The organism is Colwellia sp. RE-S-Sl-9 (genome assembly GCF_048296855.1).
GTDB lineage: Bacteria > Pseudomonadota > Gammaproteobacteria > Enterobacterales > Alteromonadaceae > Pseudocolwellia.
The window spans coordinates 3,901,962-3,915,498 of record NZ_CP182631.1; the positions used below are offsets into that span (position 1 = coordinate 3,901,962).

At 36.2% G+C, this 13,537-nt stretch carries 8 protein-coding genes and 2 tRNA genes; all 10 read right to left on the reverse strand.

The window, feature by feature from the left end; genetic code table 11:
• Nucleotides 1-60: 60 nt before the first annotated feature.
• The gene (locus ACM9HF_RS16920) at nt 61-2,199 is read right to left on the reverse strand and encodes a TonB-dependent siderophore receptor (RefSeq protein ID WP_473611827.1); all 2,139 of its coding nucleotides are present in this window, start codon (nt 2,197-2,199) and stop codon (nt 61-63) included.
• A 216-nt stretch (nt 2,200-2,415) separates the two neighbouring features.
• Nucleotides 2,416-4,344, reverse strand: coding sequence for a putative bifunctional diguanylate cyclase/phosphodiesterase (locus ACM9HF_RS16925; protein ID WP_473611831.1), 1,929 nt, complete (start codon nt 4,342-4,344; stop codon nt 2,416-2,418).
• 138 nt (nt 4,345-4,482) lie between these two features.
• Entirely contained in the window at nt 4,483-5,202 is a 720-nt protein-coding gene (locus tag ACM9HF_RS16930; RefSeq protein WP_473611835.1) for a hypothetical protein, read from the reverse strand.
• 95 nt (nt 5,203-5,297) lie between these two features.
• Nucleotides 5,298-6,767 (reverse strand): serine hydrolase domain-containing protein, encoded by a 1,470-nt coding sequence (locus tag ACM9HF_RS16935; protein WP_473611839.1) that lies wholly within the window; start codon nt 6,765-6,767, stop codon nt 5,298-5,300.
• A 560-nt stretch (nt 6,768-7,327) separates the two neighbouring features.
• Nucleotides 7,328-9,997 (reverse strand): DUF7133 domain-containing protein, encoded by a 2,670-nt coding sequence (locus ACM9HF_RS16940; protein ID WP_473611845.1) that lies wholly within the window; start codon nt 9,995-9,997, stop codon nt 7,328-7,330.
• A 298-nt stretch (nt 9,998-10,295) separates the two neighbouring features.
• The gene (locus ACM9HF_RS16945) at nt 10,296-11,252 is read right to left on the reverse strand and encodes a restriction endonuclease (protein WP_473611852.1); all 957 of its coding nucleotides are present in this window, start codon (nt 11,250-11,252) and stop codon (nt 10,296-10,298) included.
• Nucleotides 11,253-11,682: 430 nt separating this feature from the next.
• Nucleotides 11,683-11,758 (reverse strand) — tRNA-Thr (locus tag ACM9HF_RS16950).
• A gap of 102 nt (nt 11,759-11,860) precedes the next feature.
• Nucleotides 11,861-11,936, reverse strand: a tRNA-Phe gene (locus ACM9HF_RS16955).
• Nucleotides 11,937-12,126: 190 nt separating this feature from the next.
• Nucleotides 12,127-12,399: an oxidative damage protection protein gene (locus tag ACM9HF_RS16960; RefSeq protein WP_076419522.1), complete on the reverse strand. Its 273-nt coding sequence runs from the start codon at nt 12,397-12,399 to the stop codon at nt 12,127-12,129.
• Between the two features lie 29 nt (nt 12,400-12,428).
• The gene (gene mutY / locus ACM9HF_RS16965; RefSeq protein ID WP_473611862.1) at nt 12,429-13,520 is read right to left on the reverse strand and encodes an A/G-specific adenine glycosylase; all 1,092 of its coding nucleotides are present in this window, start codon (nt 13,518-13,520) and stop codon (nt 12,429-12,431) included.
• Nucleotides 13,521-13,537 lie beyond the last annotated feature (17 nt).

The following is a 13,537-nucleotide window of genomic DNA, read 5'->3' on the forward strand; positions in this document are numbered from 1 at the left end:
AGCGACTTTTAAAGTAAAACGGGATGGTATCAAATTAATTGTTGAGCCATCCCAAAAGCATTAGAACTGATAGGTTAATTGAGCAATAACTTTTCTAGGGCTACCAGGGAAGTGGCCATTGCGTTCGCTAAAACCACTTACCGCATATTCTTTGTCGAAAAGGTTATCTACGTTAATGCTTAATAGCAATTCATCCCATCGACTTGTCCAGCTCATATCAAACACGGTAAATGGTTTAACTTTTTGACCAGCCAAACTGAGTTGTTCACTGACATAGTTCAAACCAAAAGCGATAGATGAATCAATCGATTCAAGTTCAAATCTATTCCAAAGCCCTACTTGATGACGTGGAGCATTAGCAAATTTGGTACCTTCACCAAAAGTATTTGTTATATTGACTCCAGTAACACCCTGAATTACGCGTGTATCGTTATAAGCGTAATTGGCGGTAATGGTCCAATTATCGGTAATATCTCCTACCATGGTTGTTTCAAAACCGTTACTTTCTACTTCGCCTATATTGAGTAGCGCAGGAATACCATCTCCAGTACCTGTGTCGTTAGGGTTTGCCATTACTACATTTTCTTTGTTTATACGATATATAGCAAAGGTATTCATTATTTTGCCATCAAGCCAAAAGTTCTTCATACCTATTTCAGTTTGTTTACCTTTTTCTGGTTGTAAGCTTCCATCGCTAATGACATCTTCTTGATCATTAGCAGAAGTAGGATTAAAGCTTTCTGAATAGTTAATATAAACAGATAAATCGTCTTTAGGTTGATAAGTTAAAGCAGCTCTGGGCGTAACATCATGATCAGAGTAGCTATAACCCGTTTCTTGATTGTATTCTTTAAAGTGATCGTATCTTAGGCCTGCGATTAGTGTCCATTTTTCATTGAACTTTATTACATCTTGTAGATAAATCCCAAAACGGTCTGAGTCGACACCATCACGTTCTTGATCAACTAAGTCATAAGTAGACGGATCAGTTAGTCCATAATTCAGAGTGAATATATTCAAATTCTTTATGCCTGCCGCTTCGTATTTAGCTAAGGCATAATCATATTCTGTATCAACGGTGTGTATATCTGTTCCAAACAATAATTGATGTTCTATATTGCCATTGTTAAGTAAATAGCCGAAATCAGTTGTTAAACTAAGTTCTTTATTCGCGCGATATTGTTTACGGTATTCGCGGCGAATAGTTTGATCGTCTATATTGGCAACGCCATCACCGTTTACATCAACCCAACTACGTGACTCATGATAACCTTGACTTCGCTCGTTATCTAAATAGCGCAAGGTTGAATCGACATAAAAATCGTCAGTAAAATAATGGTTTAACTTAGCTTGAAGCACTAAAGCTTCCATATTTTGATAATCGCCTTTTTCATTGGCATTATAAGAAGGAGGCACAAGGAAGTTGCCGTTGTCATCTACAGGAACGCCACGTAAACGATTGCCACCTAAGTCTTGTTTAATCCAATCAACAGTGGTTGTTAATGTTGTTGCGTCACCTAAATTAAAGGTTAGGCCACCAACAATTTCTGTATTTTTTGCGTCGGCGTTATTTCTAAAGCTGTCTTCTTGCTCGTAAAACCCTCCTAATCGGTAAGCGGTGTCTTCAGTAAGAGCACCTGTCATATCTAACGAGGCACCACGGGTAGCGTAATCACCCAATGTTAACTTAAGTTCACGTTTTTCATTAAAGCTTGGGCTTTTAGTTACGTAGTTGATCATACCTCCAGGTTCACCGCCACCGTATAAAGCTGATGCTGGCCCTTTAAGTACTTCAACTCGAGTTACATTGAATAATTGAGGAACACCAAAACCTGAATAAGGGTCACCTCGAACACCATCGTAAAATACATTGGCATCGTCGCGAAAACCACGGAAAGTAACGCCTGAATAACTAAATTCACTTACCCCTGCAATAGAGCGATAAAGGTCGGTTATGTTTCTTGCTGCTTGATCAATAATAAGTTGTTCGGTTAATACCTGTGCTGATTGAGGTAATTCGAGTAATGACATGTTAGTTTTAGTGCCGATCTTGCTTTCCGTTTCTAAATAGAACTGTTGTGCACGTCCTGTAACTTCTATTTTTTCAATGTCATCCGTGGATTGTTGAGCAGCTAAGTGACCTGAAACAATCAAAGAGGGGAGGGATAAACAAACAGCTAATTTATTTCTTTTAAACATCAAGAATTTCCTAATAATACTACAACATAAAATATTTTCGCAAATGATAACTGTTATCATTCGTGTTTTCAATGTAGATTTTTAATCAAGCCATTGTGGTTACGAGTAGAAGGGATGTTTTTATTGAAAAACGTTAAGGAAGGAGTGAACATGGCTTAAGTTGTATAAGGATAATTAGCTAACGTGCACGGCTGAAAATAAGAATACGAAAATTGTTTAGTTTTCTAAATTTTTCTTTAAATAATCTTGTATATTCTCAATTTCTATCGGTTTAGAGTAATAAAACCCTTGAAAGTAATGAACACCTAATTGTAATAAAGCTTGAGCTTGCTCGTGAGTTTCTATGCCTTCTGCAACAACTAAGAAGTTTAGTTCTGAGGATATATGCATAACGGCAGATATAATTGCTTTACCATTACTGTCTATTTTGTTCACAAAGGATCGATCTATTTTTACTATGTTTACGGCTAAGTCTTGTATGGCTGATAGTGAGGAATATCCCGTACCAAAATCATCAATAGAAACTTCAACTCCTATCGCTTGAAGGCATTTAATTTGATTCGATATAAGGGCTAAGTCGGAAGCGAAAACTGATTCGGTAATTTCTATATGTAGCAATTTGGCAGGTAGTAAGCTGTTAGATAGTGCACTTTCTACAATACAGATAAAGCGTTCATCTTGTAGTTGAAGCACTGAAACATTTACACACACGGCAACTTGTTGCTCGGCATTCCATTTACTGGCTTGTTCGCAGGACTTTCTTAGAATCCATTCGCCTATTTCAATAATTAAACCATATTGTTCAGCAATAGGAATAAATTCATCGGGCGGGATATCTTCATCATTAAGTTGCCAGCGAATAAGTGCTTCAAAGGCTGATATTTTAAGGTTTTTAGATAATACGATAGGTTGAAATACTAACCTGAGTTGATTGAGTGCAATTGCTTGGGTTAATGCATTTTTCAAAAATAGCTCATAACTAAACTTTTTCTCCATTTGCTCAGTAAATATCCCTACAGTCGATCGCATGTGCTTTTTTTGATAATACATAGCCATATCAGCTAATTGGATCAAGCGTTCTTCTGTGGTGGCATGAGTTGGGTAAAGTGCAATGCCTATAGTCGCACCTACAGACAAAACGCTATTTTCAGTATTATGGGGCTCTGAAAGAAGAGTGATTAACTGTTTAGATTTCTCAATTGCGGTAGCTTCAACAGTATCTTCAAATACAATTAAAAATTCATCGCCACCCCAGCGGCATAAAAGCTGATTATCTTGCGTAAATTGGTTAAGACGCTCTGCTGTTTTTCTTAAAATAACATCGCCAGCTTTATGTCCAATAGAATCATTTATTTTTTTAAAGCCGTCTAAATCAATAAACAATAATGCAAAAGGCGTTTTAGAGTGCTCTGTAATAAATTTTAACTTCTCTAAAAAAGCCGTTCTATTGAATAAGTGGGTAAGAGGATCAAGGTTTGAAAGCTCATAAATTTTTTGTGTACGGTGTTTTACTTTTTCTTCCATACGATGAATGAGTACCGAGTTCTCATTTTTTAAAAATAAGGTATGGCGAGTAAAGTTGGCAGATTTTCTTGAAATAATAAACATCACTAAAGCGAAAGATAAGCCCAAAATACCTAATAACTGAAGTGATGATTCTTTTGATAACAGTAAACCTATTGAACCTGGAGCAAGCAGCACGCAAGGATAAAACATAGCGGTAAATTTATGGCCAGCAAGAACAGTAGCAGAACCTCCAGCCATAGCGGCAATTGCAATAATGGTTGTTGTTAGCTGAACATCATTATGTTGTGTTGTGCAATAAACTAAATAAATTGCCCACATAATTGCCGTAATATTAGCGCCAATTGTAAAGTGAGTAATTGATTTCTGGCCATCAAACTCAGTGTTTTCTAATTTTATTTTCCACCATAAAACATCTAAAAACCTTAAAGTAAGCAATGTGAGCATTCCCCACCACCAGACTTTTTTAAGGGGATCAACCTGAGGGTAAGTAAACGCAAAAACAAGAAATGTAGAGGTTAATAAGCTTACAAAAATACCCGCAACAGCATTGCCATACAATAATACGGCAGCATCTTGCTGCATGCGCTTGTTTAATTTTGAATTATTTTTAATTAACAAATGCAGATACTTTTGATTTAGATATTTATATAAGAATAGACTAAATATTAATAACCTGCTTTTATCGTAGCGATTGATTTTTAAATAAAACTAAATAAATTTGATGTAGATAATACTGAATCGATAATCAATTTCAGGCTATTTTTTTATTGAGTTAATATCATTGAAAATCTGCGAAGTAGATACAGCATAATAAGTGGCAATTAAAACAATACGTTGTAATTCATGAGTAACGACTAACGCCTGCTCTTGAAAAATATCACCTATAGCCGGTATGAAAAGAGAGTAGTTGGTTTGATCTACGGCTTGTTGCTTACCTTCAATTTCTATTAAGGCCAATAAAGCGGTAAGTTCGTGAGTGGCTAACGGTGTTAAATTTTTATTGGTAAATAAATAAGCTTCAATAGGAGTTAGGTTTTGCTCATCACGTTGGCACAACCCATCACGTAAAGCGTTATTACTACCAAACAACATCATAGAGCGTAAATAATTAAAGGGCGGCTGACTGCGAGTAGAGAGCACTTTATTGTTAGTAAATAAGTAATGCAGAACATTACGCTGTTGCTGATCTGTTTTTTTAAAGTTATCGCCTATTTGTAACGCTGGCGTGAAAAAGTTTAACGTGCTGCTTGTTTTTATTTTGGTAATAAGCGAATTCGATAAACCTTTGGTTTCAATAAAGCCTGTCGCCAATTGCTGATAATAATCAAAATTAGCGTGCTTTATTTCCCCTTGTTGAAACATAAAAGCTAACTGAGCGGTGTTCTCGGTTTCACTCGAATCTACGTAATGTTGAAGCAAGGCTTTAAGGTCGTTCTTTTGCAATAAGTTGATCAATGTTTGTAAGTGTTGTTGCATGGTTTGCCTTGCTTATATTTTTGTTGGAGACGGTAAAAGTATATCAAAGAATTAATAGGGTGAACTGTCTTACTTGACCGTATTTTAGGTGTAAATTAATATCCATCTTTGATCCCAACTAAATTTCTATGTCTCATGTACACAGATTCTCCATCAGCGTTTTCAGGTAAGAAGGTTATAATAAGCTCTTCATTTTCTATCACAGCAATAAATGTTTTGTCACCAATAGCTGTAAGTGTTTTTTCATAGGGAGCATTGGATGCGTCAAGCTCTGGAATGGTGATATTGAGTTGATCATTTTCTTGATTCACAATAAGCGTAAACTGGCCAATATTAAAATTATATGTTCCTGCATGTTTTTCGTATAGATCAGGGTTTGATTCAGTAACAGGTATAGCTTGAGCAATAGGTAACTCTATAACAGCGTTTAACGCTGTTATCATGCTAGCTTCAAAATTATTGTAAGCACCACTGCTCATTATAGATACAGCAATATTTTTCTCCGGTAATATCCAAAACAAACTCGTATAAGCTGTTGTATTTCCACCATGTTGCCAAACTTTTTCAGGGTACCATTGGTCATTATGCATAAAACCATCATCAACAAAAACGCCATACCCATAATGCATAGGCAATCCAGCAAATTCAGTATTTACTTGAGGTGCGGTAATTTCAGTTCGCAACTGCTCTGATAAAATATTCGAATTTCCGTTAAGTAAAAAATCAGCCATTTTTAATACTTCTGTAGGCGTTGACCACGTTTCAGAACCAGCAGGTGAGGCGACAGGGGTTGCAGGTATTTGATTAATATTATTTATAAATATTTCGTTTACACCGTCTGTTTGAAAGCCTAGCGCATAATCACCATCAGAAATAACTCTATTGCGATTTATCGATGTACGTTGCATTCCTAAAGGTTCAAATACACTTTGCTGCATATGTTCGGTAAAAGATTTATGGCTGAGGTGTTCAATTATCGCACCTAAATACGACCAGTTAGGGTTGCTGTAATTATGGAAAAGTCCCGGTGGATTCATTTGCAAGTTTTGTAAAGGATAAGTAGAGGTCATATATTCAACGAGAGAACTATTAGGCTCACTGCCAATATAATTATCAAGAAATCCACCTTGATGCGTTAATAGGTGCTGAATATTTACATCTTGCCAGCTAAGTGTTTGAGCAGCGGGATATTGAATTTCAGGCAATGTATTTACGAGCTTGTCTTGTGTGCTTAACATACCTTGTTGTATAAATTGTAATGTAGCTAAACCCGTAAACATTTTAGTGGTAGAGCCCATCTGAAAAAGGGTATTTGGAGTAGGGGGCTCTCCGTTACCTTTTATTTTCTCTCCAAAAGCTTCAGCAAAAACGATTTCACCGTTTTGATATATAGCTACCGACACAGCAGCTGCATTATTATTAGCAAGGTCACTTTTTATGGTATCGCGTAGTTGTGTGAATTGAGTTGAGTCATTTATTGGCGTTTGATTCTCTTTCTCTGAATCAGAGCTACCGCAGGCAAAAAGCCCGCAAGTTATAATCATCATACCTAAAAATTTATGCATTATATTTACCTTCAAACTTATGTTAATGGTAAAAGTATATATTTTGGTATGCGTTGAAGTTGTTTGAAAAATGTTTTTGAAATGTTCAAAAGTGTAATGAGGCTATTTATAGTAGTAAGTTGTTTTATTATTTACGGATATTCAACTGAGTGTAACAAATGTAGATATAAAAAAGCCTCAATATTTCTGTTGAGGCTTCGGAATGAATGATGTCGACTGCCAGTGGTTAAACCGCTGGCGACCTACTGATTACAAGGCTGCTACGTGCTATAAGTAAAGCCACTGATTATGCGGGTTAACTATATGAATGATCTATTGGAATACAACAATAGCCCTATGATTTATTGAAAAGATTATCTACTGTTTATCTTATCTAAAATCAAAAGTTCAACATCAACTCTAACCCATCCTACCGAGCAATAAGATAAATGTATCGAGTTAGGAAACTCACCTTATTTTACCTAACTCATTAATTATAATATGTTTCTCTAAAGCACTTCATGAGGGGTTGTGACGTCCTGCCCTGAAATAGCCTCTTGATTAGTAACGGGTATATAAAGTTACTCTATTGGACTACCAAATATATTCAATTCAGTAACAGCCCAAGCCACTTTAGAACTACCATTTTTAAGCGTAAATTTAATAAACTTAGCTTGTTGTCCTAGCGTTTCACTTACTCTAGTTGTACTCTTTTCAATATTTGAATCAACGGTTTTCCAGTTTTTTCCGTCTATAGAGAATGTTAAATCGAAAGCGTTGGCACAGTGATGTTTCCACTTATTACACTCCATCAAAACTTGTGAAATCTGATAAACATTGGGCAGCTCTACCTGCAACCACATACCTATTTCTTGTAAACTTTCGCTTCCCCATTTAGCCCAATCTGCTTTGCCATCAATTAAAGCGTCGAAATTTTTAGGATTATGGCTAGCGCTAAATTTCCATTGAGTTTTATTAGTTAATTCATTCCCGTAGGTTTGGTTTAATTCACTTATTGTCCACGGAGTATTTCTCTTGTTTAAGGCTTTAAGTGTTTTAACGTGATTAGCGGTAACCATGGAAGCTTTGTTATTAAAATTATTTCTAACATACGTTAATACATCAGCTATCCATTGGTCGTCATTTGATGCGATTGAAGCCATTATGCCACCAACATAATTCTTTTCTTCAATAGGCCCCGTTAAGCCATGTAAAACAATACTGCCAAGACTCGCTAAATTACCATTAACACGAGCATTGTTATGAAATGATGGTGCAATTAACTGTTCACCTGCAGGTGTGCCTTTACCGTCTTTGCCATGACAACTTGCACATAATGAATTGTAGTTTTGCGCGCCACGTTTTAACGACATTGCCAATTCTTTGTTGCCTTTAGCTAAAGCAGCCGACTTTTCTTTTTCCATTATCTGATATGTAATCGCCTGATTAATCGCTGCTATGCTTTTATGCTTAGGATATTTAGCCATAATTTGTTTACGGATTTTGCTTTGCTGTGTAGTTGGCGTATCAACATAGAAGGTAGATAAAAATATTTGCTGTGTTAGTTCAATATCGGCTTTTGAAAGCAGTGATTGCCAAACATCAATAATGCTTTTATCTGATTTACTGACCAACTGTTCCGATATTCTTAAAGCTGCGGTACGAACATTACTATCAGTGTCTGAAAAAGATGACACCAATAAATCTTTATCGATTATACCTAGCCCTTCTAATGTCCAAAGCGCATGTAAACGTGCATGGCTATTTTTATGGTTTTTAACTATATTTTTAAGTTCTGGTACAACTGATTTATCTTGTGAAAGCACAATGAGTTTTTGCGCATTAATACGCCACCAATGATTGGCATGCGCTAGGTGTTTGGTTAATTCAATAGGTGTTTCAGCGTACATGTTCGGCTTTGCGCCTAACTTGATTTCAGGCTTAGTTATACGGTAAATTCGGCCACCACCAACGATATCTGCTAAGCCAAATTTATCGATTACCTTTCTTAGAAAGGAACCTTTTTTAGTCCAATTTCCTTCTTGAATAATTCCGCGGTACATATCAACAATATAAAGTGTGCCGTCTGGGCCTGTTTCACTCCAAACTGGGCGAAATGCAGTGTCAGTTGATGCAATAAATTCTTTACGTTCTGCCTGATAAGGATGGCTAATAGTGGTATAACCATCTTTACGTACTACTTCAGCGCGGCGAATTAAGTTGCCTACAGGTTCAGGTGCAATATAGTTTCCATATAACTCAGGCAGTTTATCACCTAAGTAAATATTTTGGCCGGCAATGCCAGTAATATGATTTAAGGTGTCATCTTCTCTTAAACGTTTTGGACCACCTTGTACATCAGGCGTTGTTTCAATCGGAAATACTTCGTTAAAACCCTCAGTTGTTTCACCATTAATAGGAATTATCCCGTAAACACTCGGAAACTGAAAACCAAATACAGGGTTTTCTCCACCAGCGGAAGAATAATAAAAACGTCCGGTTTCATCTTGCCCAAGACCCCATTGTCCTCCGCCGAAGAGTATTTCTTGGCGTGTTACTTTGCCATTTTTTATTCGGTAGCGTTGATTGCTGTAAGTAACATATAACCAGTTATCAATTCCCCAAATTAAACCGCTTGGTTGGTGTTCTAAATTACCGCCGCGAGGACCACCTTTAAAAATGGTGGTGCGTTTATCAGATATACCATCACCATCGAGATCTTCAATTAATAATAAATCAAAGGTATTGGTTTCTCGGGCTAATATTTTTCCATCTTCAAGTGGCAATATCATACGAGGTAAAAGTAAGTTTTCAGCAAATACCGTATAACTATCAACCACACCATCGTTATTAGTATCTTCAAGTCGCTTAATACGACTTACAGGGTTCATTTGCCCTGTACCGTCTGCATCTTGCATATAAGTCAGCATTTCAGCGACATACATTCGGCCTTTACCATCAAAGGTCATTAATACGGGTTCTTCAATGGTTGGTTCATGAGCAACAAGTTCAGTTATAAAACCGTCTTGCACAACTATTTTTTCATGAGATGCTTGTGGCGAAAGGCCAACAATTTTATCTAGATGTTTTTTGTATCCATCGCCATGTTTATGAACTTTTGAACTGTCAGTTTTACTTGGTTTTTCTGATGAATTAGTTGAATGTACGTCTTCACTGTCAGTTGGAGAGTTACAGCCTAGCTGTAAACAAAGGGTTAAATAGAGTAAAGGTCTACTGATTATTCTTATCATAGTTTGGCTCATTTGAATGGTTCATAAAATAGTGAAGAATATTGTTATATTCTAGCGTTAGCTATGCGATGAAAAATATCACATTTATGAGGAAAACGTTATATTTTATTAGTGAAGTCTTATTTTTGTTAGTAACGTGTGGAGTGGGTGAAATAGCTACCTGTAATTAATATGGATTTTAAGCTTTGTTCACTTATGCCACAAAGCGGGCATCAGCAACAGAAAATTAACGGAGCTTTTTTTTGGTCGCTTTGAGCCAACAGTGGACACTTAAATTTAACGTTGCTTTTAGGAAAGCTCAATCTTCTATGGGATTTATTGGTGGTAATGGACTGATAGCGAAAGAACAAATATAATTAGCATCAGGAATGTCTTTAGCATTATTATATCTTTTCAAGTTTCCAATAGAATTAATAAACGAATCATTTCCTAAAAAAATAGTGCCTTTATTATTACATTTATCTATAAGTAATTTAGCTTCATGAATATCATTCAAATAACCAGATAAGTATACTCTCTTAATTTTTAGTCGTATCTCAAAAACATCCAATTCATGTATTACACCTTTATCGTCAGATATTAATGCGGGATTTTCGTTAAAATCATGCTTATATGTTGCAGTTGTATTTTCTTTAAGTGTGGAAGTTTCTTCTCTCGATGTTAAACAAAAATCATTTAAATCATCTGGTTTAATAGTCTGTGTATTCCATAATTTTGGAAGCCATTCGTGTATGCCAATGCCATTTATGGTCGCAATTTGTGAAGTCTTGAATCCTATATATTCATTTGTATCTTCACCACTTCCCGCAATCCTCATACTGCATTCAAGTCCATTTACAACGTGCGTTACTAGCATTACTGGTATAGGTACTTCGATTTTCCATTTTTCTGAACCCGCTTGGTGAGCTGTACACAATGAAATGTTTAGGCGACGAGCTTTGTTTATGGCACTTTTTGAGAAGCCTTTACTTGAAACAATAACACCAGAATTGGCTCTAATATCAATCATTTTTGAATGAAATTCATCTACCTTTGCTACTCCTACCGTCCTTTTATAGTCTTTACATTCAATTACATGCCTAGCTGCATATAATCCAAACTGGTACTCAATAAGTACATCAATCTGACGTTTACCGTCGGGACCATCAATAAATACATCTTGTTTAAGTGTCGCTGATGGGAGGTCTTTTAGATATGATTTATGCAGTTGAGCTACTAATAACTCAAAGTCTTTCCCTGTGTTTTTCTTGACCATATATCAATAAAACCTGTCGCTTAAAATTTATATTTTAAATCTAGCAGAATCTCCATTCCTTTTATACATATATCATATTCTGTGATATTAATTGCCTATATAGCTAAGCTTTTATTATCTATTTTCGCCCTAAGAGGACATTAAATTTTTCTAAAAATAATTTCCGCTATGCGCACCAAGAAGTCTTTAGTTTTTGACCATTTGATAAGGTGTTTCAATTGCTTTTTTAGGTCAACTAATACAACAAAGAACAATAGCTAGTAATTTAAATTAGAGCAGAATAACCAGCCAGTAATTTACCAAACCAACTTTAATATAAAATTACCTAACGATTAATACATCAAACTTGTTTGATAATAATTCATCAATAGGTCAGTTTTTTAATACAAATAAAAAAGCCTCAACATTTCTGTTGAGGCTTCGTTATGAATGGTGCCGACTGCCGGAGTCGAACTGGCGACCTACTGATTACAAGTCAGTTGCTCTACCAACTGAGCTAAGTCGGCACACAAAGCTGTGTGCGATAAATTAATAGTTAACTAATCTATCTTGGCACCGAATAAAGGTTTATTGCTAATAAAAGCTAATTAAACATCTACTCTGTAAAATGGTGCCCCGACCCGGATTTGAACCAGGGACACGAGGATTTTCAATCCTCTGCTCTACCAACTGAGCTATCGGGGCTTTTTCTATTTCTTTCGTCTTTTTGGCTTTGCCTTGAAGACGGGCGCTATTAGACTGTTTTTCTTTTTATCAGTCAACACTTTTTTTATAAAAAAGTGTTGTTTGATTGTTTTTTCTACTTCTTGCTGTCTTAAACGTCTATCTTTAGGTGAAATTTACACAGCAGCTTGTTGGTTCTATATTTTACTGTTTATTTTTTTACAGGAACGTAACCTTCAATTTCTGGTTCTTTTCCTTCAAAAAGAAATTCAATCATGGCTTTTTCTAAAAAAGCACGGTCGTTTGCTTCCATCATGTTCATTTTTTTCTCATTAATTAGCATGATTTGTTTTTTCTGCCAAAGAGTCCATGCTTCTTTACTAATGTTGTCGAAGATTCTTTTACCTACCTCACCTGGGTAAAGTTGATAACCTAATCCTTCGGCTTCTTTGTTTAAGTGTTGACATAAAACGGTGCGGCTCATAATGATGTTCTCTTGGTTAATAAATTTTATTAATACGATTCAAGTGTTAGTTGGGTTATTAGCTTTTTAGTGGAAGCGGCTAATCCTACTGACGATTGTTTGGTTAGATCATACCATTGTTGCTGATCTATTTCGTTTATTTCATATTCTGTTATGGCGCTTATTCTTTCACAATCAACTATTACTGCGGTTATATCTAAATGAAAGTGGCTAAAGGTATGCCTAAATTCAGGTAGTGTTTGTTGGCTTGTGGCCTGTAAGTTTAACTTAGAAAGCAGGGGGGTAATGTTTTCTAACGCCTCAACTTCAACAAAACACCATAATCCGCCCCATATACCTGTAGGCGGGCGCTTTTCCATAAGTACTTTATTGTTAACGCGTGGAATTACCATAATGGTACTTTTTTCTGGCGTTACTTTTTTAGGTTTTTTTTGTGGGTAGTTAGCTTGTTCGTTTAACGAATGTGCTAAACAGCCAGACTGAAGAGGGCATTCGTTACATTTAGGTTTGCTGCGCGTACAAATAAGTGAGCCTAAATCCATCATGGCTTGGTTAAATTGTGCAACCGACTCTTTTGGGGTGAGTACTTCTGCAATAGGCCATAATGCTTTTTCGTACTTTGCTTGGCCGTTATGCCCGTCTACAGTGTAGCATCGCGCTAAAACACGCTTTACGTTGCCGTCGAGTATTGGATGATGCTTATTTAAGGCTAAGCTTAATATAGCGCCTGCGGTTGAGCGGCCAATACCGGGTAATGCTATTACTTCTTCTATTGTTTCTGGAAATTCACCTTGGTATTGCTCAGCCATTATTTTAGCTGCTTTGTGTAAATTTCTTGCGCGAGCGTAATAGCCTAAACCTGTCCAATGGTGAAGTACTTTGTCTTCATCAGCGTTTGCTAAGTGGGTAATAGTAGGAAAGCTTTCCATAAAGCGGTGATAGTAAGGAATTACAGTGGCAACTTGTGTTTGTTGCAACATAACTTCAGAAATCCATACGCGATAAGGGGTTTTGTTTTGTTGCCAAGGTAAGTGTTTTCTACCTTGTTTGTGATACCACTCAACAACTTGTGCGCCAAATTTTTTAGCGGAAGAAGGAGATATTTTTATAGTATTTGTCATAGGGGCGTAAGTGTAGC